General features: G+C 59.0%; 27 protein-coding genes and 3 pseudogenes. 13 read left to right on the top strand and 17 right to left on the bottom strand.

Annotated features, from left to right (window positions below; all coding sequences use genetic code 11):
• Positions 1–330: 330 nt before the first annotated feature.
• The 3 genes from WN982_RS08735 to WN982_RS08725 are packed head-to-tail and all read right to left on the bottom strand — an operon-like array spanning position 331 to position 1,631.
• Positions 331–801, bottom strand: a complete 471-nt coding sequence (locus tag WN982_RS08735; RefSeq protein ID WP_341315314.1) for a PRC-barrel domain-containing protein — start codon at positions 799–801, stop codon at positions 331–333.
• Positions 802–833: 32 nt separating this feature from the next.
• Positions 834–980, bottom strand: a complete 147-nt coding sequence (locus WN982_RS08730) for a DUF3096 domain-containing protein (RefSeq protein ID WP_341315313.1) — start codon at positions 978–980, stop codon at positions 834–836.
• 60 nt (positions 981–1,040) lie between these two features.
• Entirely contained in the window at positions 1,041–1,631 is a 591-nt protein-coding gene (locus WN982_RS08725; protein ID WP_341315312.1) for a YSC84-related protein, read from the bottom strand.
• Between the two features lie 310 nt (positions 1,632–1,941).
• Here WN982_RS08725 and WN982_RS08720 point away from each other — a divergent pair, with 310 nt between their 5' ends.
• The 5 genes from WN982_RS08720 (at position 1,942) to WN982_RS08700 (ending at position 5,932) form a co-directional block, all read left to right on the top strand.
• Positions 1,942–3,282: a cation:proton antiporter gene (locus WN982_RS08720; protein WP_341315311.1), complete on the top strand. Its 1,341-nt coding sequence runs from the start codon at positions 1,942–1,944 to the stop codon at positions 3,280–3,282.
• Between the two features lie 158 nt (positions 3,283–3,440).
• Positions 3,441–3,836, top strand: a complete 396-nt coding sequence (locus WN982_RS08715) for a type II toxin-antitoxin system HicB family antitoxin (protein ID WP_341315310.1) — start codon at positions 3,441–3,443, stop codon at positions 3,834–3,836.
• Between the two features lie 316 nt (positions 3,837–4,152).
• On the top strand, positions 4,153–4,740 hold the full coding sequence (locus WN982_RS08710) for a YSC84-related protein (protein WP_341315309.1): 588 nt from the start codon (positions 4,153–4,155) through the stop codon (positions 4,738–4,740).
• 63 nt (positions 4,741–4,803) lie between these two features.
• The gene (locus WN982_RS08705) at positions 4,804–4,950 is read left to right on the top strand and encodes a DUF3096 domain-containing protein (RefSeq protein WP_115102851.1); all 147 of its coding nucleotides are present in this window, start codon (positions 4,804–4,806) and stop codon (positions 4,948–4,950) included.
• A gap of 208 nt (positions 4,951–5,158) precedes the next feature.
• The gene (locus WN982_RS08700; protein ID WP_341315308.1) at positions 5,159–5,932 is read left to right on the top strand and encodes a PRC-barrel domain-containing protein; all 774 of its coding nucleotides are present in this window, start codon (positions 5,159–5,161) and stop codon (positions 5,930–5,932) included.
• A gap of 284 nt (positions 5,933–6,216) precedes the next feature.
• On the opposite strand, the pseudogene WN982_RS08695 reads toward WN982_RS08700, so the two are convergent.
• The 8 genes and pseudogenes from WN982_RS08695 to WN982_RS41100 all read right to left on the bottom strand — a co-directional run bounded on the left by WN982_RS08695 (position 6,217) and on the right by WN982_RS41100 (position 11,727).
• Positions 6,217–7,415: pseudogene (locus WN982_RS08695) on the bottom strand (DUF2252 family protein).
• Positions 7,412–7,627 (bottom strand): hypothetical protein, encoded by a 216-nt coding sequence (locus tag WN982_RS08690; protein ID WP_341315307.1) that lies wholly within the window; start codon positions 7,625–7,627, stop codon positions 7,412–7,414. Before WN982_RS08690 ends, WN982_RS08695 begins: the two are co-directional and overlap by 4 nt.
• Before the next feature lie 42 nt (positions 7,628–7,669).
• Entirely contained in the window at positions 7,670–8,062 is a 393-nt protein-coding gene (locus tag WN982_RS08685; protein ID WP_341315306.1) for a PRC-barrel domain-containing protein, read from the bottom strand.
• A 97-nt stretch (positions 8,063–8,159) separates the two neighbouring features.
• Positions 8,160–8,336: a CsbD family protein gene (locus WN982_RS08680; protein ID WP_341315305.1), complete on the bottom strand. Its 177-nt coding sequence runs from the start codon at positions 8,334–8,336 to the stop codon at positions 8,160–8,162.
• 123 nt (positions 8,337–8,459) lie between these two features.
• Positions 8,460–8,615: a DUF3309 family protein gene (locus tag WN982_RS08675; protein WP_341315304.1), complete on the bottom strand. Its 156-nt coding sequence runs from the start codon at positions 8,613–8,615 to the stop codon at positions 8,460–8,462.
• A gap of 515 nt (positions 8,616–9,130) precedes the next feature.
• Complete coding sequence (locus WN982_RS08670; RefSeq protein ID WP_341315303.1) at positions 9,131–9,850, bottom strand: Crp/Fnr family transcriptional regulator; 720 nt, start codon at positions 9,848–9,850, stop codon at positions 9,131–9,133.
• A gap of 829 nt (positions 9,851–10,679) precedes the next feature.
• A complete protein-coding gene (locus tag WN982_RS08665; protein ID WP_341315302.1) occupies positions 10,680–11,024 on the bottom strand; it encodes a hypothetical protein in 345 nt (114 codons plus the stop codon).
• A 289-nt stretch (positions 11,025–11,313) separates the two neighbouring features.
• A complete protein-coding gene (locus WN982_RS41100) occupies positions 11,314–11,727 on the bottom strand; it encodes a hypothetical protein (RefSeq protein WP_348524567.1) in 414 nt (137 codons plus the stop codon).
• Positions 11,728–11,743: 16 nt separating this feature from the next.
• On the opposite strand from WN982_RS41100, the pseudogene WN982_RS08655 reads away from it, so the two are divergent.
• Positions 11,744–12,172, top strand: a pseudogene (locus WN982_RS08655) (divalent metal cation transporter); the annotation flags it as partial.
• Positions 12,173–12,229: 57 nt separating this feature from the next.
• Here the strand turns inward: WN982_RS08655 and WN982_RS08650 are convergent.
• Positions 12,230–12,640, bottom strand: a pseudogene (locus WN982_RS08650) (J domain-containing protein); the annotation flags it as partial.
• 41 nt (positions 12,641–12,681) lie between these two features.
• On the opposite strand from WN982_RS08650, the gene WN982_RS08645 reads away from it, so the two are divergent.
• Both WN982_RS08645 and WN982_RS08640 read left to right on the top strand, forming a co-directional pair.
• The gene (locus WN982_RS08645) at positions 12,682–12,954 is read left to right on the top strand and encodes a hypothetical protein (protein ID WP_341315300.1); all 273 of its coding nucleotides are present in this window, start codon (positions 12,682–12,684) and stop codon (positions 12,952–12,954) included.
• 126 nt (positions 12,955–13,080) lie between these two features.
• Positions 13,081–13,248: a hypothetical protein gene (locus WN982_RS08640; protein ID WP_341315299.1), complete on the top strand. Its 168-nt coding sequence runs from the start codon at positions 13,081–13,083 to the stop codon at positions 13,246–13,248.
• 20 nt (positions 13,249–13,268) lie between these two features.
• Here WN982_RS08640 and WN982_RS08635 read toward each other — a convergent pair whose 3' ends face one another.
• On the bottom strand, positions 13,269–13,772 hold the full coding sequence (locus WN982_RS08635; RefSeq protein WP_341315298.1) for a DUF892 family protein: 504 nt from the start codon (positions 13,770–13,772) through the stop codon (positions 13,269–13,271).
• 111 nt (positions 13,773–13,883) lie between these two features.
• Positions 13,884–15,080, bottom strand: a complete 1,197-nt coding sequence (locus WN982_RS08630) for a fatty acid desaturase (protein WP_341315745.1) — start codon at positions 15,078–15,080, stop codon at positions 13,884–13,886.
• Between the two features lie 573 nt (positions 15,081–15,653).
• Between WN982_RS08630 and WN982_RS08625 the strand changes: the two genes are divergently transcribed.
• Entirely contained in the window at positions 15,654–16,100 is a 447-nt protein-coding gene (locus WN982_RS08625) for a hypothetical protein (RefSeq protein WP_341315297.1), read from the top strand.
• A 608-nt stretch (positions 16,101–16,708) separates the two neighbouring features.
• Here WN982_RS08625 and WN982_RS08620 read toward each other — a convergent pair.
• Together WN982_RS08620 and WN982_RS08615 are read right to left on the bottom strand one after the other, a co-directional pair.
• On the bottom strand, positions 16,709–16,903 hold the full coding sequence (locus tag WN982_RS08620; RefSeq protein WP_341315296.1) for a hypothetical protein: 195 nt from the start codon (positions 16,901–16,903) through the stop codon (positions 16,709–16,711).
• 310 nt (positions 16,904–17,213) lie between these two features.
• On the bottom strand, positions 17,214–17,801 hold the full coding sequence (locus WN982_RS08615; RefSeq protein ID WP_341315295.1) for a YSC84-related protein: 588 nt from the start codon (positions 17,799–17,801) through the stop codon (positions 17,214–17,216).
• 493 nt (positions 17,802–18,294) lie between these two features.
• Between WN982_RS08615 and WN982_RS08610 the strand changes: the two genes are divergently transcribed.
• From WN982_RS08610 to WN982_RS08595, 4 genes are all read left to right on the top strand, one after another.
• Positions 18,295–18,801 (top strand): phasin family protein, encoded by a 507-nt coding sequence (locus WN982_RS08610; RefSeq protein ID WP_341315294.1) that lies wholly within the window; start codon positions 18,295–18,297, stop codon positions 18,799–18,801.
• 242 nt (positions 18,802–19,043) lie between these two features.
• Positions 19,044–19,316, top strand: a complete 273-nt coding sequence (locus tag WN982_RS08605; RefSeq protein ID WP_341315293.1) for a hypothetical protein — start codon at positions 19,044–19,046, stop codon at positions 19,314–19,316.
• Between the two features lie 755 nt (positions 19,317–20,071).
• Positions 20,072–20,248, top strand: a complete 177-nt coding sequence (locus tag WN982_RS08600; protein ID WP_341315292.1) for a hypothetical protein — start codon at positions 20,072–20,074, stop codon at positions 20,246–20,248.
• Positions 20,249–20,436: 188 nt separating this feature from the next.
• A complete protein-coding gene (locus tag WN982_RS08595; protein ID WP_341315291.1) occupies positions 20,437–20,784 on the top strand; it encodes a hypothetical protein in 348 nt (115 codons plus the stop codon).
• An 8-nt stretch (positions 20,785–20,792) separates the two neighbouring features.
• On the opposite strand, the gene WN982_RS08590 is transcribed toward WN982_RS08595, so the two are convergent.
• A complete protein-coding gene (locus WN982_RS08590) occupies positions 20,793–20,948 on the bottom strand; it encodes a hypothetical protein (RefSeq protein WP_341315290.1) in 156 nt (51 codons plus the stop codon).
• Positions 20,949–21,309 lie beyond the last annotated feature (361 nt).

Here is a 21,309-nt window from a genome sequence, read left to right as displayed (position 1 = left end):
CGATTTATGTGCGCGACCAGCATCGTGAACGCGAGCCCTTTCCGCAAAAAACCGCCGTTAAATGAGATGAAGGCCTCGAGACTGCTGCCCGACCACAGGATGAAGGGAAGATCGGCCAGCGTGCGCGTCGCAGGTAAGCTTTGTAGAAACGGTGGATTCGACCCAGTCGATCAGGAAGATCCATTCAGTTGCCCGTAGCACTTCCTTTCCTGCTGCCCACCAGTTCCCGGTGTCGACAATGACATAGCGCATGGTCCATGCTTTCATCATCAAAAATGAAGCCGGACACGTGACCGATATCGCCATCGGCTGCTTCGACGTGATAGCCGTCTACCGCGTTCGCACTCCGCAGATGACTGTCCTCTGGCGGTTTGTCATCGTACAGCGCGAGTTGTGTGTTCGCGTATCCGATGACGTACCCGCCGTGGCCGCGCGACTGAATGCCGGGAAGCTGTTCATTCCCCACACACCCAGCCCGCCCCCGTATGTCGGATAGCCGTAGTAGCGGAAATATTCGGCTTCATGCTGGCGCGATACGGGTTTATGTGTATCGATAGCAAGACTGTCGCTGACCTGCTGCAGTGTCAGATCAACGCGGACAACCCCCGAGCCGGGATCCGTGTGTTTGACGGAATACGGCGAGATCAACACGCGTCGCTCATTGGTCCAGTTTCCCGTTTTCGCCACGAGATACCGGACACCCCACGCGTCATCATCGAAGTACACTTTTTCGATGCTGCCTATTTCACCATCGTTGGCGGCGACGGCGCATCCCTTGAGACTCCCGATGCTTCGCAACATGGTTCGATACTCCTGCTACGGGTGACACGGCATCAGTGGAGACGACTTCCAAACAGTCCCAGCAGCCCGATGATGATCAGATAGATCGCCACGATATAATTCAGCAGGCGCGGCACCACCAGAATCAGAATGCCTGCGATCAGTGAAACCAGTGGGCCCGCGCTCGTCAAAGAGTGCATGATGTTTCCCAGTCAGAACTGAACGGAGGATGATTGTTTGCGGCACGACTGTCCTGTCCGTTACAGCGATTTGAGTCGGGTCACCTTCGTGCCGTCCACTGTTGCGCCAGCCATCAACCCGCCATTTGTCAGCACGAATACGTCAACCTGACCAGTTGCCGTGCCGGTGTCGACAGTACCGTTCGCGCCGATCTTCAATACCGCCACCGACGCGTCGCCGCCTGCCGACCAGCCTTCGCTGTTGCGGAATCGATCGAGTGCGTTCGCGGTCGTGAACAGAAAGACGATCGCCTTCGATTGCGCGCCTGCTTGCAACCCGACCGACGCGGTCGCGGTGCTGTAGTACCCGACCGTGCTTCCGCCAACGCGCAACGCCCCCACGCCATACTGTCTGCCCACACCGAAGCCGGCGTCGATAACGGACGGGAAAATCAGCATGCCGCTCGATTTGCCGGCCAGTTCGCGGGAGCCGCGAGCAAGGTTGTAGAGACGTACCAAGGTCGAGTCGACACCGGCGTCAATGGTGCGGCGTTTATCCTTCTGCTGGACCATCGTGTCGGACGCACCGGTTGTCGTTGTACAGCCCGATGGCGCAAGGCTGATCGCGAGGATCGATCCCGGTGCACCCCACATGAATGCCCGTCGTAGCATCGTCACCTCCCCTTTTTATCTGATGTACCCAACGCTACGCAAGAACGGAGTCCGATGCGGTACGACAACGTAAAGACTCGATCACAAGTATGCAGGCCGCCCGCCTTCTCCCGTTCAGCGGGCGCGGTATTCACGTGCCGGGCTACACCGCGCGCCCTCCCGGGTTCGCCTCAGCGTCCTTACCGCAATAGAACCGCCGCTGCACGGTGCAGACGGCGAGCGCCGTGGGTGCGCCATTGGCTCAAAACGGCTGCCGGTTGGCGTGTCGAGTGCTAATGTAGTGCCACTTCACAACTTTGGGATATCTGCCGTGGTCGACGCGATATGGTGCCTCATTGTGGGCAGCCTGCTGATGTTCATGGGCCTCGTCGGGTCGACACTCAAGCGGCTGCCGCTCAGTGCGGCCATGGTCTACCTGGGGATCGGCTTCGTGCTCGGGCCGACAGGCGTCGGCCTGTTGTCGTTGCGACTACCGGATGACGTAACCCACCTGCGCATGATTGCGGAAGTTGGCATCCTCGTGTCGCTCTTTGCAATCGGCTTGCGACTACGCGTGCCGCCGTCGGACCGGAGGTGGGCACTGCCGCTTCGGTTAGGCATCCTCGCGATGATTCTCACAGTGGCATCGCTCGCCCTGTTTGGTGTCCTGGCGTTTCATCTGAGCATCGGCGCAGCAGTCCTCTTAGGGGCGATGATGGCGCCCACCGATCCCGTGCTGGCGCATGACGTCGGCGTACGCGATGCCGGTGATGTCGAGCTTGTGCGCTTTACGCTATCCGGAGAGGGTGGACTGAACGATGGGACGGCCTATCCGTTCGCGTTGCTCGGTCTTCTGCTGTGTGGCACAGCAGAGCATAGCGGTGCGCCGGGCATTTCATGGGCCTTCGTCGGGAGCGTCGCGTGGGGAGTCATCGGAGGAATCGGCGGCGGCTGGCTGCTCGGCGTCGCCACAGCCCGGTTCGTTGCTTTCATGCGCAGCCGTTATGGTCAGGCGCTCGGCCTCGAGGGTTTCTTCACGCTTGGCTTGATTGCCTTGTCGTACGGCGTCGCACTGATCACGCACGGATACGGCTTCCTGGCCGTCTTCGCGGCCGGCGTCGCGATGCGGCGAGTCGAACATCAGTCGAGTGGCGACAAGTCGTCGAAAGAGGCCGTAGGGACTGTCGATACGCAAGACGTCGAAGCGACGGCCACTGATCCCGACCGGGCGCATGCGTTCATTGCGGAATCGGTGATGGGATTCACCATCGAACTGGAGCACATCGCAGAAGTTGCCTTGATGCTGCTGATTGGCTGTCTCGTCTCACAGTACTGGGTTGCCATGCTCACCTGGCGCAGCGCGGCTGTGGTCACCACATTGCTGATAGTCATACGGCCGCTGGCCACCCAGATCTCGCTGCTCGGTTCTTCCGCGTCACGCACGCAGCGGTGGCTCATTGGCTGGCTCGGTATCCGCGGTGTCGGGTCCGTGTACTACCTGATGCTTGCACTTGAGCGCGGACCGCGCACGGAGTTGGCCCCCGTTATTCCATGGGTGCTGGCGACAATTTCCGCATCCGTGGTGTTGCATGGCATCTCGGCCACGCCGCTCATGCGCCGCTATGGTCGAGGTACTGCTCGCGTTCAGGAAGACATCGACGCACGGTTCTAGCAACGTGGCTACAGTGAGAAAGTGGTTGCGTATTCGTACATAGCGCGTCTAATGAGACATACGAACACAGCGGACTGACACCCACTCGCCCAGGAAACAGCCGCGGCGCGAAGGCATTGGACAGAGATCCGCGGTGCTCAGTTTAGATGGAGCAGATCATGCAATATCCGCTGTATGTCCGTCGCGACCACACTGACACTCTTCACGCCAGCTTCCCGGATTTTCCTGGCGCCGACGTGACCGGTGCATCACTGGCAGAACTGGAGCGCAATGCACTGGAAGCAGTAGAACGGATGTATGACCGCAGTGAGCAAGTCATCCCCGCACCCACAGCTGATACATCGGAACTGCGCACGCTTGAAATGGACGACGGCGAGGGAATCTGGGTATTCGTGGACATCAATCTGGCGCGTGTGACTTCGAAGTCCGTAAACCTTCAGTTCAGTCTGCTGGAGAGCCTTTTGCGGCGGGTCGATGCTGCGGCGAAGGATCGTCATATGACGCGCTCTGCGTTTATGACGCTGGCTGCCGTACATGAGTTGGCGAAGCGATAACGATTGCAACCGTCTTCCGGCGCCCCGATCGCCCTCGATGAAATCTGGTCGGCCACATCGCTACCCGCGCTCGCGCCGGGCGATAGTGGAACAGCGCACTTGCGCGCGTCGCGGATGAAGCGGCACCTAAAACCGCCAGCACCAGGGCATTGCTCAGACAATTCCCGTGAAAGAACGCGAAGCCAGTCGGAACGATCCTCTACCCGGTCACGACGCACGAATTGAAACCCGTTGCACGTTTTGTACGGTTTCGTACCGCATTCGCGTCCGACTGCGCGTAGCGTCAGGGACATCCAGGAACAACCTGGGGAAAATCATGCTAAGACGAACATTCATATGGGGTACGCCGGGATCATTCCTGGCTATAGGCCTCGCGGTCTCGGGCTGTACGACGACCGGAACATCCGACGCCAGTGGCCAACAGGCCGACAAGCGTCACACCATCGACGCGAGCGTCGACTCCACCCTTGCACGCCTTTACACGATCGCCAACGGCTCACGTGAACTGGTCGGCAAGGCGCGTGGCGTATTAGTGTTCCCGTCTGTCATCGCCGCCGGCTTCTGGGTCGGCGGCCAGTACGGCGAAGGCTCGCTGCGAGTCGGCGGCAGCACGGTCGGGTACTACAGCACCACGACCGGTTCGATCGGGCTGCAGATCGGCGCGCAATCGAAAGCGATCATTTTCCTGTTCATGACCGAGGACGCACTCACCCGGTTCCGTAATAGCGAAGGCTGGTCGGTGGGCGGCGATGCGTCAGTGGCGATACTGAAGGTTGGCGCGAACGGCAATGTGGACACCACCACCGCGACTGCGCCGGTCGAAGTGTTCGTGCTCACGAACAACGGACTGATGGCCGGCGTGACGCTCGAAGGCACGAAGGTCACCAGGCTCAAGTCACTATAAGAGGAGCGACGCAGGCGGGGCAAGTTTGTGTCTATTTTTCGATTTCAATCTTACGGAGGGGGCATGCACATTCTCACGAACGCGGGCCCGCTGGTTTCGCTGATCGCCGGCATTCTGATTCTCGTTGTGCCTCGCCTGCTGAATTACATCGTTGCGATCTACCTGATCGTTATCGGGCTGCTCGGGCTGTTCGGGGGACATCTCCACTGACCCGAAACCACCCATAAAAAAGCACGTTGCGAACATCGGTTTTTTCAATGGCGGTTTCAGGTCATCAAGGCGTCTACCACCCTGGCGCGGAGGCTAACCGGTGCGCAGCATCGAGACGAATGACTGGCACCGAGCGAGATCCCTGAACCCGCAACACCGGAAGCGAGCGAGCGCATCAACAGCCAGCAGCTGAGAAGGAGTATCGAACATGTTGCGAAGCATAAAGAGTCTTCATGGATGTACCGTCGCGGCACGTGACGGCGACATCGGAAGCGTCGACGAAGTTTATTTTGATGACGAGGCGTGGGGGGTGCGCTATCTCGTGGTCGACACGGGAAACTGGATGCACGAGCGGCAGGTACTGATTTCACCGTATTCAGTCAAACACTTGGACCGGGAATCAGGCACCGTCCATGTGCATCTTACGCGGCAACAGGTGCGGGACAGTCCGAGCATCGATACGCACAAGCCGGTGTCGCGTCAGCACGAAACCGAATACCTCCTTTACTACGGCTATCCGACGTACTGGGGTGGTCCAAACCTGTGGGGAATGGGCGCCTACCCTGCATTCGACGTACCGGACGTGTCGCCAGACCCAGCATCGGAGGCACTCCCGCGCCCCGACCTGGACTTACATCGAGCGCCCGCGGACGTCCACCTGCACAGCACAAATGCCGTAGAGGGCTATCACATCGAGGTGGCCGATGGCAGCATAGGCCACGTCTCCGGTTTCATCTTCGACGATGTTGCATGGGCCATTCGCTATCTGACCGTCGATACGCGAAACTGGTGGCCGGGTGGCAAGGAGGTGCTGGTGGCAACGCGATGGATCGACCTGATCGACTGGATCGGCTCTACCGCTTCTACCAGACTCAGTCGCGACGCAATCAAGAATAGCCCTGAGTACGACGACTCCGTTCCACTCAGCCGCGATTACGAAAAGAGACTCCACGAGTTTCATGGCAGGGACGGATATTGGTGAGGACAGTGCGACATCACGGCCTGTTCGCGCCGGGGATACAGCCGCGAGGGTCAGTGTGATCGCGGCGTGCTTCGACTGCGCAATGATCGCCGCGTCATCAGCGAGTTGGGCCATCGTTCATACGGATCGACTGGAAGTTTGCGCAATGCCGTGGGGTAGGAGATAGTCAGTGGGGATTGAGTCGGCAGCACAGTCCCCGCGTGATGATCGCGTCAGGTGGCACGCGCGGTCATCACGCACAGGGTCGGTAGCCATGCCGATCTATAGCACTGTGATGCCCCACCCTATCTTGTAGCGGAGTCCATTGCATATCTGCGGCAGTGCTCGAGATAGCCCCGTTCGTGCCGGCTCACAAGCTCGACGATACTGGTCCACAGCCAGGTAGGCGCATCGAGCGTTTTTGAGCGATTGCGCTGCAGTTCCGCCCGCCAGCTCGCGCGCGTTGACGCGTCCATTTGCCTGGCGTGGGCCTTTCCGACGACCAGCGCCAGGAATCGTGCGACTTTCATGGCTTCTTCACGTGTGAGTTGGTTGATTTCCACTTTCAGGTCTTGAGGAAGCAGTTCGCGCACGAACACCGGCCGGTCGAGAAAGCGTGACGCGCGCATGCGTTCGCCCAGGAATGGCGCCAGATGGCGAGCTCCCTCGACGACGCGTTCGCCGTTGTCCCGTGGCATCTTGACCGCCGGGTATCGAGGAGCGGCGGCCTGGATGGCCTCTTTGATGTCCATCAGACAAAGGTCATCTCCGCTGGAAGAGTCACGTCCGACGTCGAGAAGTACCGCAACGCGCAAGCGGCCAAGTGAACTGCAGCCTTTTACCCAGTAAGCGGCATCAAGCACCTCGACCGACGCGCCTTCGTCGCGCGAACGCAACAAGGTGGCGAGGCGTGCAACGACCTCATCTGCGAACAACTGCTTGACTGCGCGTTTTTCTTCCCTGGACAGGGGCCAGAATATCTTGCCTAAAGGTATCGTTGGCTTTGTGTTCTCGATGCGTTCCCTGGCCAGATTTTTCCACGTCCGCTTCCATGCCTGCCTCATCATTACCCGGGCACACTCCGGACTTTCAATGGTTCCGTCGGCACGCGCTCGTAGCCTTCCATTATCTGTTCCATCATGGTCGCGATTACCACACCCGACAAATCGGAGCCACGCGCGGCGGTAGCGAGCGACAATCCGAGGCGGATGAGGTCATGGACGGGGTTGCCGACAACCGTTTGGTCCAGGTCGCGAATTTGTATCTCGACGTGCCCCCGTGCGCTCGCGATGGGTCCCAGATTGCCTACGTGACAGTCGCCGCAAATCCAGATCGGAGGTCCTTCGGGTAACGCGTGGCTCTCCAGGCTTTCAAGCCATTCGTAAAATCTGATGGTATTGCCCCGGACATAGGCGTATGCTGACCGCGCCATCTTCAAGTTCCGGAACGCAATGAGTGCTGCCGCCCGCCCGCTTGCTGGCGTGGGTCTGCAAGCATTCTTCACGCGAGATCGAGCGGCCACGGCACCAAAGCCTCGTAGTCACCGGCGATCGTGGCGAACTGCGATGCGCTGCACAACGTGACGAGATAGCGATACGGCTCGGCACGGCAATAAGGCGCATTGCCCCGCAGGCCGCCGGGTGCAACGGTGTGCAGGGGCCGCGCCGCCGGACCGGCGATGCACTCGAGCACCGGTTGGCTATGTTCGGCTCTCATTTTCTGGTGTCGCCGAGGCGTTGTCATGACCGGTGGCACTGGCTAGTCAGGCGTGTATTTGAACTCGGGCAATGCCTTCAGGGACTCCCTGGTCGCGTCCGGCAACCGCATTTGCTTATCGACGATCTGAAGGCTGCTAAACGGTACCGCGACGAGATGGGTTCCCATACCGAGAAATCCTCCCACTGAGAGGATGACATATGAGGTCCGATCGGTTGGGCTGACGATCAGATCGTCAATCGTTCCGATTTTGTCTTTGTTGCGGTCATAGACGGGCGATCCGTTGATCTTTGACGCTCGATACCCCGTCGACACCTGGACCACATCAACGCGCTTCTCCGTGATGGATTGTGGCGCTCCCTGAGCCCGGAGCGTTCCCGTGGTCAAGCCCGTCCCGAGTACAGCCGCCGATACCAGAGCGATAACCCGTTTCATGATGCACCTCCGCGGTTCAAATGCATACGCTCAGAAAGCGTCGCGGGAGCACTTTGCTCCACTACGTAGCGCTTCAGAGCCTATCCGCGCGAACACCCTACGGCTGCTTCTTGAGTTGCTCTTTCGCATCGCCGTACGAGGCTTGTGTCTTGCCGACGACCTGTTCGATTCTGCCCTTCACCCTGGTCGTTGCATTTCCCGTGGCTTTGCCGACCACTTCCTTCAGCTTTCCTTTTGCATCTTTGACGCGGCCTTTCACTTGATCCTTGTTCATGACATTGCTCCTTGAAAATGCCGGATGATCAAGCTTACTGACGCTTGCCGGCCGCTCGTTTTCAGATGGGACGGCCCGGCAACGGCTACCCGCGAAGGGATCATCCAAACAGGTTTTTTGCGCCTATATCCTGCCCAGAAGCAGCAACACAAGCACAACGACCAACACAACGCCTAACAGGCCGCTGGGCATATAACCCCACGAACGGCTGTGCGGCCAGGTCGGTATCACACCGAGCAACACGAGCACCAGTACGACGATCAATATTGTTCCCAACATGGAACTTCTCCTTACGACTCCGTGTTTCGACGAGCCCGTCGCCGCTCTCTCGCTAGGTGCCCGGAATCTTCACGCTTTTCGCGAGGTATCTCCGCAACGTTCAATTTGATGCAAGCGCGCATACGCGCTACTCGGGACGGACCTGCCCGGTAGAGTAAGGATGACCTTGATTTGCCACCCAGTCGGTACGGTCGTGTACATCGAAATATCCTGATTGCCGCTCCGCGTTCGCGAACACCGCGTGCCTGCGTGCGGCCCCGGGGACTGTTGCCGCTCATTCAAGTCCGACTGCGCTTCGGTCGGCCGGAAAATCGTTCGGCGCGATCCGGATGACGCTCTGCAACACGCCTGTCAAAGCACGGCGTTCTGTTCTGCAGCGGTCCAGTCGCGTCGGCACGTTTCTTCCTTCCACGCAAGGGTTCAACTGCATGCCCGGAGTGCGCGAGCCATGTCTCCCAGGAGTCCTGCAGGGGTATCGTCGGTAGCGGTTCGCGCTCGCGCGGATGGCGGGCGTTTTACAGCGCCCTCAGATCAGGCAACAGCCGATCGAACTCCCGTTTCACCACGCTGTAGCATTCGCACACGCGCTTTTCGAGCCCCGGTCGGTCCAGCACCTCGATGTGGCCATGACTGTAGCGAATCAGCCCCGCGTCCTGCAGTTTCAGCGCCGCCTCCGTCACGCCGGACCTCCGCACGCCAAGCATGTTGGCGATCAGTTCCTGCGTCATCGTCAGCTCGTTTGATGGCAGGCGGTCCAGGCTGAGCAGCAGCCAGCGGCACAATTGCTGGTCGATCGAATGATGCCGGTTGCAAACGGCGGTCTGGGCCATCTGCGTGATCAGTGCCTGGGTGTAGCGCAGCAACAGCCGCTGCACCGGGCCGGCTCGATGGAATTCCTCTTTCAGTATCCCGGCGTCCAGTCGATATGCCGCGCCTGCGCTTTGCACAATCGCCCGGCTTGGCGTGGTTTCCCCGCCCATGAAAAGCGCAATGCCGATGAGCCCTTCGTTACCCACGATCGCAATTTCAGCGGACGAGCCGTCTTCCATCACGTACAGCAGCGACACGATTGAGGTCGTCGGAAAATAAACGTGGTGGAGGCGGTCGCCGGACTCGTACACGACCTGCCCCAGCGGCATGTCGACCCGCACCAGATGCGGGGCTACGCGTGCCCACTCTGCTTCGGGCAAAACCGCGAGCAGGTGATTTTTGTTGGCATGACGTTCGTTCTCCATGTGTCGCTCCCCGACATCCTGTCCAGAAACCGCACCGTCTTCGCCGAATTGTTCTTGGCAATATCAGGTTTCGACGGTAGTTGCGTGAACGCGTCAGACGAATCGGCTAAGACGCCGCTGCATGGCATCGCGCAGCTTCTCTGAACGCCGAGTCTGACTGAACCCTCATAAATTATAGTTCGCGCGCACGGTGACACTTCGCGGCAGGCTCTAGCGGCCGGCAGCCATGGATGGATATATATCTGCGCTGAAAATTCTTTCAGTTGAAAGGAAGCGTGTCGCCCCTAGGCTGGCCGGCTCAGCTGCAGACTGAAATGGGTGGCTGCACTGCCGTCGTCACGCTGACTCACGAGTCATGCGCCGTTCCATCACGATGGGCAGCCGAATACGGTAGCGGTCACTGACCTTGACGCGATGACTCAAACCGCTGTTCCCGTTCCGGCGGGTGATCGATCGTGCCGTTCACCTCCAGAACGAGTACACCGAGCGGCGACGTTGTGCCAGGTTTTCGCAACGCAAGACGTTCGACACCCACAATGACTTGCGCCAGCCGATGCTCAAAGTCCCACTTCTCTGGCGTCAGACGTTCAACCCGCGTTGATCCAGCGGACCAAGCCTCCGGGCAGTCCTGCGTTCTACCGGAACTGGAGCGGTATAAACAGAGTTATGCCCGGTGCTGACTCCGGGGCATAGACCACGGGTGGTGGCGCATACACATAGTCCTCGTTGCCGTAGTTGTCGCCGCGACGGTGGTCATTGCCGGGATGTTGATACGCCTGCCGATTGCCGTGATCCCACTGATACCCCTGGTTCTGCCGAGAACCGTTATTCATGCCATGTTGCTGTGGATGGCCCTGGCTATTCTCATGCTGTTGGCATGACTGGTTCGCTCCTGTCTGAGCGAGTCCATCGTGCCCGCATTGTCGCGCATGACTTGCGCGACCTTTTGCCAGAGTTCTTCCTGCGCCGCGGTGATCTGAAGCCTGGCGTGAAGTGCACTGATGCGCGTATCGATCCGGTCGCGGGCCGCAACGGCGATCACGCTTGCAGGTGGTTGAGTCTGGGTGGGGGAGACAGCGCTCGCAGGATTGGCGAACGCCGTTATCGCGAGAAAAACCGCAATCGCGAGCGCCGGTGCAGTTCGAAGTTGGGACGGGGGTGCAACGAGTCTCATGATCGGTCTCCAAAGGAATTCGATGGACTCCCGAAGGGATTACCGTCATTTCAGGCGAGTTCGATCGAACAGATCATCTGTGCGCCGACTTCAGACTAGCGTCCGTCCGGTGCCGGACACTTGCGCGCTGCAGACGTTCTCCCGAAAGTTGTACTGCTACGCCTGAGTTGATCCGGTGTACGGTGGCGGACCGATTGTGACTTCCCGTTCAGATAGGATGGTATTGGTTGTGGCAGGCGACAAGGCTTTGCATCGCTGAGTGCCATCGGGCCGGCCGCGCCAGATCGCCTCATTGGCGAACGGGAGAAACAACATGAGAACCACGCACGCATTTTTTATGAACACGACAATCCTGATCGTCGTGATTGGCATGATGGGGTGTGGTGATATGTCCCGGCGAGGCACGGATACCGTGATCGGTGCCGGGGTTGGCGGCGTCGCAGGCGCTGTGCTGACCGGCGGGAGTGCCTTGGGCACGGTTGGCGGAGCTGCCGTCGGTGGCGTCGTTGGGAATCAGGTTGGGAAATAGATGCGCCTTCGCGCCAATATGCAACAGCGCTTCCTGGCAACGCAGGCATGCTTGAACCAGATGCCGCCGCACGTAGGACGCGGCGGATGGACGCGAGGCAGATCTTTCGATCCAACCATGTGTGCCGGCGGCGTGAGACGGCTTCACCGTCGTGTTCAGCCGCAGCAAAAACACTCAGGAGCGCCTTGCGATGGATACGCTCACACGCGATCCGGTGGAACAGCCGACACGGCCGAAGCGGCTCCAGGTGATGGGGCCGGGCCTCATCACTGGCGCCTCAGACGACGACCCGAGCGGCATCGCGACCTATTCACAGGTCGGCGCGCAATTCGGCTATGGACTCGCCTGGACCTTGCTCTTCAGCTATCCGCTGATGGCGGCGATCCAGGAAATCAGTGCGCGTGTCGGTCGCGTGACCGGATACGGCATTGCCGGCAATCTGCGCCGTCACTATCCGCGCTGGCTTTCCAGCGGCATCGTCGGCTTGCTGCTGATCGCGAACATCATCAACCTCGGCGCCGATCTTGGGGCGATGGGCGCGGCGCTCAAACTGTTGATCGCCGGCCCCGCGCTGCTGTATGTCTGCCTCTTTGGTCTGCTGTCCATCCCGGTGCGCATCGACAGATGCATCATGACGATCATCACGGGCACAGCGACCACGCCGTTAAGCACGGCACTCCAGTCGCAAGCGACGACCGCCAGCCGACCTCTCCGGCACCGTCATTTCGACGGCGCCGTCCGGCGTCGGCACCATGATGCGTGCGCCGAGCGCCGCTTCCCAAGGCGTCACTGGCACGTCGAGCGAAACATCGCGTCCGTCGACACGGAAACGAGGATGTTCGCGGATGGCGATTTCCAGATATAAATTGCCGGCGCGTCCTTGCCCCAGTCCGGTGCCGCCTTGACCGGCAAGCCGCAGGTGCTGCCCAGCCCGAACGCCCTTTGGAATCGAGACATTCAGCGTTCGTGATTGCAAAGTGACATGGCCCTGTTCATCGAGCGCAGGAGTCTGGAGCTCAATCGAACGTTGCACTCCGCGATAGGCATCCCTTAGACCAATCACGACTTTGGCGTGGTGATCCTGTCCAGGCATCGAACCTTGGGCTCCACTGTAAGGAGCACGTCATCATGATCACGCCCACCGCCGTGTACAAAGGGTACGAGTTACGTGCGTACTCTCACCAGATATTCCCCCCGTTTCGTGACCCATTCGCCAAGGGTACCAGGCGGTTTTCATCGATAGTTCGGTTCGCCAACGCTCCGTCCGGTGGCGCCGATGTGCGGCGCTATTCGACGGTCTTTGGCGCTGTCAGCCCGAGCAGCGCCACCGACGCCCTCGACCTCGCGTTGCAGTTCGGCAAGGACATTGTCGATGGCAAGGTTCATGGCGTTGTGCTCTGACCGCAATTCAATGGGAGCAGGTCATGCAATATCTACTTCACGTGCCCGGCGGCGCGGGCGTCGAATTTCGCGCCAGCTTTCCCGGTGCGGACGGGCATGAAATGAACAGTCAGAGGAAGGGATAATATGAGTTACGCAATGTGGGGCATCGATATCGCGATGGCAATCATGCTCGTCGCATCGCTGCAGCGCTACAGGAAAATGCGTCAGCATGAGCGGGAGCTCCGTTGGTTGGACCAGCATCATGTGTCAGGCAAGCTACGCAAACGATACGGATGGTCGGTACAGAAGTAAGTTGCACCGGCAGGTCCCGTTCAGCCGGTCAACGCTGCGCTGCCACCTTGACCCAGATACGCCTTCGTGGCTGCAGGAAGGTGGTCAAGTAGCCAGTCCGCCATGGCAATCTGTTGTAGAGCAATTGTCTCGCAGGCGAGCTTGGTCTCAAAGAAGCCGTTGGCTTCGGCGATGGCGATCAATGAGGTGTAGGACGCGATCTCCTGATGCTTAAACACATAGAGGTTTACCAGACTCCTGACGACTTCGTCCGGTGTTTGAACAATGTCGCCTGTTTCGATAGCAGCCGGAGAATCATCCGGGAACGTCTGCTGGATGGTGTCGTTCGCGTCGATACGGTCGATGCAGCTAGCCAACGATTTCTGGTTTGCCAATGTCTCAGTCAGATGCGCCTCAATGCGGGCATTGACTTCAGGATCGGGTGTCGATCTGGTCGCGTGGTTTCCCAGCAACCGCTCAGCATCCCGTTCCATCGCATACGCGTCTCGCAGTGCGCGCAGCATGTCTTCCCTTGGATCGGTCATACTGGTTTCCTATCATGTCTGCGTCGAACAGTCCCGCTTCGCAGCGGCGACACAACATCATTGTTCTGGCGTGATACCTCTCTGGAAGAAGAGCAGGAGCCATGCCTTACGTCAAGCATACTGGCGAAGGCGCAATGAAAATTCCTCGAGTGCATTGATCCCGCTATGCTCCGCACGGCGACACCATTCCTGCAACTGGTAGAGCAACTGCTCGCGCGATCTATTCGACCGTTCCCAGATTGCCGACAGATCGTCGCGCAACTCGACGTAGGTGCGCAGCTTCTGGTTGCGGTTGTATATCTCCATCAACTGCCTTTGCCACCGATTGCCTTGCGCTGCGTACGCGCCGCGAAACCACGTCCTTACACCGCGCATAAGCAGGAACCTTTCATGGCGGCTGATGTGTCCCATACGCTCCAGTTCCTGCCGGAACGCGCGTTCGGCCGTTCTTGCGTAGTTCGCCATCACCTCGTAGCGGTTGCGAAGGATGGCTTGCACCGTCTCGTCGTCGAGCACCATCTTGCCTTTGACCAGATGCGGCGTCGGCGCCACTTTCCTTACCTTCGCCAATCCCAGTGCCGAGAGGATGCAAATGTACATCCAGCCGATATCGAACTCGTACCACCTGTTCGACAGCCTGGCGGATGTCACATAGGCGTGGTGGTTGTTGTGAAGTTCCTCCCCACCGATAAGAATGCCCAACGGAATAACGTTCGTACTCGCATCGGCAGAACCGAAGTTGCGATAGCCTAGAAAATGTCCTACGCCATTGACAACGCCGCCCGCCCAGAACGGAATCCACATCATCTGCACGGCCCAGACCGATACGCCGACGACACCGAAGAGTGCAACATCAATCACCACTAGCAGGCTGACGCCCAGATTCGGGTACCTCGCATAGATGTTCCGTTCGATCCAGTCGTTCGGCGTGCCGTGGCCGAACCGACGCAGCGTTTCTTCGTTCTTCGCTTCGACGCGATAAAGTTCAGCGCCCCCCAGCAGCACCTTCCAGATGCCACGTATCTGCGGGCTGTGTGGATCTTCAGCGGTCTCGCACTTCGCGTGGTGCTTACGGTGAACCGCCGCCCACGGTCCAGTCAGCATGCCCGTCGTCATCCACAACCAGAAGCGGAAAAAGTGGCTGACGACGGGATGCAGGTCGAGCGCGCGGTGAGCCTGGCAGCGGTGGAGGTAAACCGTCACGCTGACAATCGTGATGTGTGTCAATACCAGTGTCGTCAGTAGAATCTGCCACCACAACAGGGAAAGGAGGCCGTGGGAGAAGAATGCAAGTGAAGGAATAAACAAATGGACCTCCTGGATAGAGGCAATCTCAAGCACATCGGGATAACGCGTGGCAACCACCCGTGAACTCGCAAGGGTTCTATATGCCCTCAGATTCTCCGCTGCGCAGCGGATTCAGACCGAGCCGACTTCCAGAAATCGAGCAATGCGAATACAAACGCAACGAAAAGAAACAGCGTTAGTGGGTTCATATTTTTATCCCATCCGAGACGGTTTACAGCCATTTTGCCTGGCGAAATCGGGCGTGATTGTCGCATCTACGTCTGAATCGCCTCACTGAGTCGAGGCCAGACGATCGCTTACACGATATATGCGACTGCGGGGAATGTCGGTACGGTCCCGTACCGGGGGGAAAAGCGTCCACACAATGGCGAATGTGCCTTCTTCGGGAACTGCTGGCCGCTGCTGCTTGTCGTGATGGACACTTGTCGTCCCAGAGGCGACGTCTGAGCGCGGCACACCCGATCGAACGGGCACAGCGGGCATATTGAGTCAAGGGCATGGGCCGCTAGCGTACAGACATCCCCCGTCTGACATGAGAAGGTGGGGTGGGATAGAACCAGTTGCGCCACCATCATGACCAAGGCCGCCCTCTATACGCTAACCATAGCTACTGCAATTGGCACGGGGCTTACTCCAGTGCCGTGCTGCGCCTACGCGCTCGATGCGCAACTCGACTGCAAATCGAACGCACACGCGTTCATCGCCCCGCTCCTGACCGATCAATATATCGATCCGAAGCCAATGCGTGTCGAAGCGAACTCGGTCAACGCATTTCGACCGGCGCAAGGTAGCAACCTGACGGCTTTCGGGTTTCGTGTCTACGCTGTTCTCGGCTATGAACACGGCGACAAGATGTTCAAACAGGGAAGCGGTCAGCCCATTACGGACTCAGCGTATGGCGCAGTAGTAGCTGGATCCGCCGAGGACGTAGAAGCGCGCGTACGCGAGGCCGGCAGCGACGCTGTCGTCCGGCAAGTCATCCCCCTCCTGCTCACGGCCATCTTCTGCAACCGGCAATGACGTGCTAAGCGCCTTCAGAATCGTGGGCTCTGGTCAAAGCGACGATTTTTCCGTCCCGATCGTTCCTTGCAGTCGCCGCATCCTGCTGCTTCGGATCGACGGTCACGCTTTCGATCGCTCAGGTAGCTACGGCTTCCGCGTTGGAACGTTGCCGGCGGCATCATGGTTGTCAGACGGCGGTTCGGACACTCCTCGACCTGACCCACTGCCCTGACGCGCACTGGCGTCGCTCGAAGCGTTGTTGTCCTTCGCCGCGGCATCTGCCGGCGGACGATTTACGGCTTGTGATTGAAGCAGTTTTTTAATCCGGCCGTTCGGCTCGGCATGGCCCGTCCAAGCGAGGCAACAGGTGCATATCATCGCAAGCGTCAGCATCCACCTGGTCATTAGCGTCTCCTCACGCGCGGCGAACCGTTTGACGGTCAGTACGCAGGCGGCCAATGTCCTTGGCTCGATGTGTCAGGCTGCTGCGCTTGTTCCGTCAAGTGATCAATGTTGCCAGTCGTCCCGCATCGTTTGATCTGCGCATAGCGTCTCTCTGCGATGGCAGTGATCGGGCGCGGCCGACACGCGCACACGGCGCCATTGGTCCGGCCAGCAACTGCGAGCTACGCGGCGCGCTGGTTCAACCACACCCGGCCTGCGGCCGTCATGTTGATGACACCACAGGCTCGCGATTCGTATGCAAGCCCGAAGCTTAATAGTTCTTCCGCTATCGACCGCGGCATCTCTGCCTGGGAATCTGGAATTCGATCAAGCGATTTGAGCGTCTGGACGGCCTCGGGGGAGAGTTGGATGTACATGATGGCCTCCTGTTATGCAGATCATCATGGGCCGGAAGAATTTTTCCCGTCTGTACGGTAGCGTCTACTTAAGCCGCTCTTTCTGAAAATCATCCCCAGCACCGCGGTACTCGATGGCCCCACGGGGCGCACACCATTTGCCTATGGTTCATTAGGCTCTGTTTGGCCGGTGGCGCCTACCAGACGATCCCAATCGAAAGCAACCCTTGCAAAAGCTGTAAGTTTCGCAACATGTTCAATACTCCCTTCTGCTTCGAGCCGCCGGCGACTGCCGCCCGCGTTGCCGAAGGACAACGCGGGTAGGGTCGCGTTACAGCGTCTTGAGCCGGCTGACCTTCGTGCCCTCGAGCGTTGCCCCGGCCATCAGCCCCGAATTGGTCAACACAAATGCATCCACCTGTCCGGTTGCCGTGGTCGTGTCGACATTGCCATTCGCGCCGACCTTCAGCAACGCAACCGACGCGTCGCCGCCCGCCGACCAGCCTTCGCTACTGCGGAATTTTTCGAGCGCTTGATCCGTCATGAACAGGAACACGATCGCTCTCGACTGCGCACCGATTTGCCATCCGATCGACCCCGTTGCCGTGCTGTAGTACCCGACCGTGTGTCCGCCGACACGCAGCGACCCCTCTCCATACTGACCGCCGATGCCGAAGCCTGCGTCGATGACCGACGGGAATACCAGCACCCCGCGCGCCTTGGTGACCAGTTCGCGCGAGCCGTTAGCCGCGTTGTACAGGCGTCCCAACGTCGAGTCCACGCCAGCATCAATGCTGTGGCGCTTGTCCATCTGCTGACTACTGGCATCGGATGCGCCCGTCATTGTGCAGCCCGACACCGCTAGCCCGATCGCGAGAATCGACCCGGGTGTACTCAAGATAAACGACCGTCGAAGCATGATGACCTCCCTTTGTTCGATGATGTCTCCGACACTATGCGAGATCGAATCCGAATGCGGTACGTCAGCGTACAAACTGCCGACCGGCGATCACCCATTTTGGCTACAAACGACACGGTGGCATCTGAACAACACCGATCCATTCGGATTCCGATTCAAATGGACGCTGGGCAGATGATCCCAAAGGGGACTGACTTGCGCACCATCTTACGAATCGTTTTGGTCCTGCTGCTGATCGGCGAGAAACAAGGCGGCACTTTCATACGATCATGGATCGATACTGCATGTGTCGCTGGTGCAAAGCGCCGGCTTCAATCAGTACTTCGACAGGAATCTGTTTCACGGAATCGCTGTACATTCCACCGGAAAGGTATACAGTCATCAATGTTGCGTCGCAGCAAATCACGCTGGGCGCGCAGACCTGCAGGTCTTTAGCGAGACACTCGCCTCCGAAATCCCTTGGACGCATGTGCCGGGTCGATTAGGAGCATTTATGAACAATCGCGCCATTGAACAAACCGCCGATTTCAGCCTACACCCGTTCCCCGCACTGTTTGATTTCCAGCGCGATGTACTCGAGAGCCTGCAGAAGCTGACTGAGTTGAATCTGGCGGCGCTGAGAGCCACCGTGAACGAAGGGCAAAGTGCCGTGTCATCGTGGCAATTCAGTCTGACGCCGTTCGCGGGGGCAGCCTTGTCGCAGCAGCAGTTTGTTGAGCGGGCCTTGTCCTACGCGCATCATGTCAAGGATATCGATACGCAGCTCCAGGCCGCACTGATAAAGGCGGGTAAGGCCCTGCGCGATCAATACGCTGACGCGTGGACCCGGTTCGGCTCGAACATGGGCAACGGTGCGCCGTTTGGTGCGGACGCCGCAGTGGGCGCAATGCAATCTGTCATTGCTATGATGGAAAAAGCAGTCGGCGAAACGCCCGAGTACGTCAAGCGCACGACTGGCGCTGGCAGCGCCGACCGTACCGCGATAATTGACATCGCCTAGCCCATCGCCTGGGCGGCACAACAACAACGACCCACACAAGCGGGTCGTCTGGCGGACTCACCGCCTGAATGGAAGGCTGGCGGCACGCCAGCCTTTCTTCCCCTACGCCGTTGTGAATCTGTCTGCTTTGCAATGGTATTGAGCGCACCGTGAAGCAATCCGGTGCAACTGGCCACCCGACTCATCGTCGGAACCTGGGCACCGCTCAACGACGGTCCGCTTCCTCTCAGGAGCACGTCATCATGTCTATCCCTACCGCTTTGTACCGAGGGTACGAACTGCGCGCGTATTCCCACCAGGTATTCCCGCCTTATAGCAACCCTTTCGCCAGGGGTCCTAGACGCTTTTCTTCGATCGTGCGGATTGTCACGATTCCGTCCAGCGGCAAGGATGCGCAACTCTATTCGACTGTGTTTGGTGCAGCGAGCCCGACCAGCGCCGGCGATGCCCTCGAACTCGCGATGCAGTTCGGCAAAGACATCGTCGATGGCAAGGTTCAGGCAGCGGTACTCTGAGCATCCTCATTCAGCGGAGCAGAGTTGCACCGTGGCTCAGCATGGAGCCAGTCAAACTTCGATCTCAAGCATCTAAACCAATACACGGCATGTACGGTAACGTGCAGACAACGACACGAAGTCGACGTATGCTCTACGAGAGGCATCGACCAGCCTCTCGAGGGAAAACAATGTCGCACCACGAGTTTGCAAAAGATCTGACGCACCTCGAATACGTTCTCCCGTTACTTCACCGGAGCAATTCGCTTTCAGTAGCGTACTGGCGACATCGCATCACGTCGCTGGTGGCGCAGCAGGCCCTGCTTCCAGATGGAACCAAACGCGTGACCCGGCTACTCAAACTGCTCAACGAGTTCGAGCGCGAGACGACTCGTCGCGGATAGCACCAAGGCCCCTCTGGTCACCATACACGAAAGCGCTGCGCGAACGCCACCAGACCGTTAGGACACCACCGGGTACGGAACCGTACCGACTTCAACCCAGGGTGCGAGCACTCTATCTACACGCGTCGTGACACTTGTGTTTCAACGTGTCCGATACGGTCACACCCAGAGCGGTCATCTTCGCCTGCCTGCCACAACAGCCGACATCTTGACGGCGGTGTAATGGCCATGAGCCCAATCAACGCATGCTCCCGCCGCACTTGTTCTGGCGCGATTTGCCGTCGGCGAATCGCTGAATCCGCATGGAGTTGTCGCTCAGCGCGCTACAGCGACGTCCAGCGCTGACAAGACACAAAAGGAAGGGGAATGGAGATGAAAAACCAAACACGTGTATGGATGCTGATCGCGCCGTCTCTGATTGCCGGCCTGAGCGCGTGCATCCTCGTCCCGGTCAGCGGCGGCGACTATCACCACGGCAGCGGCGAATACCAAGGCGGCGGTGAATACCACGGGGGCAGCGACTACCACGAGGCTCACGACCATTACTAGGCATGCCACATGGCGTCCCCGATCTCATCGCAAATTGTCGTGAAGCCTGGCGCGCCCCCTGCCGCCTCGGATGCCCGCATGGAATGAGAAAGGAGCGCGGATCGGAGCGTCCGTAGCTTCAGGACGCGCCTTTCGTTGCGCCCCTTTCACTACACTCAACCTTTTCAATGACTACATGAGGTGCGCACATGATCAAGAAAGCGACGTATCTCGTCAGCATCTTCATTGGCGAACCGACTGAGCAGCATGCCAAAATCAAGGACATCGCAGCACAGGTCTCAGGCGGGGAATATGAGTTCTTGCATCTTCACCGAATGGGCGTCTTCCTGGTTCTCAACACCAACCGCGATGCCGGCCAGCTAGCGAAGTCATTTTCACAGGCAACCGCATCGGACGATCGGATATTTGTCTGTGAACTTGGCCAGGACTTTCACGCGCTTGGGTTGAGCAAAGCGACGTATTGGTTGTCGAACCATCTGGTCACAAAGCCGCAAACGCTATCTGCCAGGCAGGGCAATCCATTTACAGACGCTTGAGTCCGAGACTACGGACCGTAGCGCTCGCGCAACCTGTCCCACTCTCTCTGCGTGGCCGCCCGGCGAGCATGCGGCTCGCGCGCGGGCGGCTGGCTATACCGATACAGCGAGACGCCAAACATCAGTGCCATCCCGATTGCGATTCCCCACATTGCGTACGTCATAGCGTGTCCTTCAGACGGTGCCCAGTTCATACCGTCGCGACAAAGAATAAGCGCGTATTGCGACAGCGTGATGCCAGTGGAAAGGATCCGTTTGCCAGCACTTCACTCCGGAGTTTTCGCTGCGCGCGGGGCAGGCCGATAGCGCCACTTGCTCGCTGCCGGATCGATGAGAGTTGCATCCTGTTTGCGCTTCTCCGCCCGCGCCTCATCCGCCAGGCCATATTCCGTGCGTCGATCCCGGGTGGGATTATTTGAATCAGGTAGGAATGGCATAGAGCCTTCTGCTATCACATGAATTACGGTTCAACATCTTCCAGTCAGCGCGTGGGCGAAATAGTCACGGTATCCTGTGCAATCTCGC

The organism is Paraburkholderia sp. IMGN_8 (assembly GCF_038050405.1).
Classification (GTDB): Bacteria; Pseudomonadota; Gammaproteobacteria; order Burkholderiales; family Burkholderiaceae; genus Paraburkholderia.
This window is presented reverse-complemented; position numbering and strand designations above follow the sequence as displayed.

Coding starts and splice junctions, on each gene's coding strand:
- WN982_RS08700 (WP_341315308.1), top strand. CDS start 5,159: ATGTTGCGAAGCATAAAGAGTCTTCATGGATGTACCGTCGCGGCACGT.
- WN982_RS08610 (WP_341315294.1), top strand. CDS start 18,295: ATGAACAATCGCGCCATTGAACAAACCGCCGATTTCAGCCTACACCCG.
- WN982_RS08715 (WP_341315310.1), top strand. CDS start 3,441: ATGCAATATCCGCTGTATGTCCGTCGCGACCACACTGACACTCTTCAC.
- WN982_RS08705 (WP_115102851.1), top strand. CDS start 4,804: ATGCACATTCTCACGAACGCGGGCCCGCTGGTTTCGCTGATCGCCGGC.
- WN982_RS08595 (WP_341315291.1), top strand. CDS start 20,437: ATGATCAAGAAAGCGACGTATCTCGTCAGCATCTTCATTGGCGAACCG.
- WN982_RS08690 (WP_341315307.1), bottom strand. CDS start 7,627: ATGAGAGCCGAACATAGCCAACCGGTGCTCGAGTGCATCGCCGGTCCG.
- WN982_RS08735 (WP_341315314.1), bottom strand. CDS start 801: ATGTTGCGAAGCATCGGGAGTCTCAAGGGATGCGCCGTCGCCGCCAAC.
- WN982_RS08600 (WP_341315292.1), top strand. CDS start 20,072: ATGAAAAACCAAACACGTGTATGGATGCTGATCGCGCCGTCTCTGATT.
- WN982_RS08605 (WP_341315293.1), top strand. CDS start 19,044: ATGTCTATCCCTACCGCTTTGTACCGAGGGTACGAACTGCGCGCGTAT.
- WN982_RS08640 (WP_341315299.1), top strand. CDS start 13,081: ATGAGTTACGCAATGTGGGGCATCGATATCGCGATGGCAATCATGCTC.
- WN982_RS08680 (WP_341315305.1), bottom strand. CDS start 8,336: ATGAACAAGGATCAAGTGAAAGGCCGCGTCAAAGATGCAAAAGGAAAG.
- WN982_RS08685 (WP_341315306.1), bottom strand. CDS start 8,062: ATGAAACGGGTTATCGCTCTGGTATCGGCGGCTGTACTCGGGACGGGC.
- WN982_RS08620 (WP_341315296.1), bottom strand. CDS start 16,903: ATGTACATCCAACTCTCCCCCGAGGCCGTCCAGACGCTCAAATCGCTT.
- WN982_RS08710 (WP_341315309.1), top strand. CDS start 4,153: ATGCTAAGACGAACATTCATATGGGGTACGCCGGGATCATTCCTGGCT.
- WN982_RS08670 (WP_341315303.1), bottom strand. CDS start 9,850: ATGGAGAACGAACGTCATGCCAACAAAAATCACCTGCTCGCGGTTTTG.
- WN982_RS08590 (WP_341315290.1), bottom strand. CDS start 20,948: ATGACGTACGCAATGTGGGGAATCGCAATCGGGATGGCACTGATGTTT.
- WN982_RS08675 (WP_341315304.1), bottom strand. CDS start 8,615: ATGTTGGGAACAATATTGATCGTCGTACTGGTGCTCGTGTTGCTCGGT.
- WN982_RS08665 (WP_341315302.1), bottom strand. CDS start 11,024: ATGAGACTCGTTGCACCCCCGTCCCAACTTCGAACTGCACCGGCGCTC.
- WN982_RS08730 (WP_341315313.1), bottom strand. CDS start 980: ATGCACTCTTTGACGAGCGCGGGCCCACTGGTTTCACTGATCGCAGGC.
- WN982_RS08725 (WP_341315312.1), bottom strand. CDS start 1,631: ATGCTACGACGGGCATTCATGTGGGGTGCACCGGGATCGATCCTCGCG.
- WN982_RS08645 (WP_341315300.1), top strand. CDS start 12,682: ATGATCACGCCCACCGCCGTGTACAAAGGGTACGAGTTACGTGCGTAC.
- WN982_RS08625 (WP_341315297.1), top strand. CDS start 15,654: ATGACCAAGGCCGCCCTCTATACGCTAACCATAGCTACTGCAATTGGC.
- WN982_RS08615 (WP_341315295.1), bottom strand. CDS start 17,801: ATGCTTCGACGGTCGTTTATCTTGAGTACACCCGGGTCGATTCTCGCG.
- WN982_RS08635 (WP_341315298.1), bottom strand. CDS start 13,772: ATGACCGATCCAAGGGAAGACATGCTGCGCGCACTGCGAGACGCGTAT.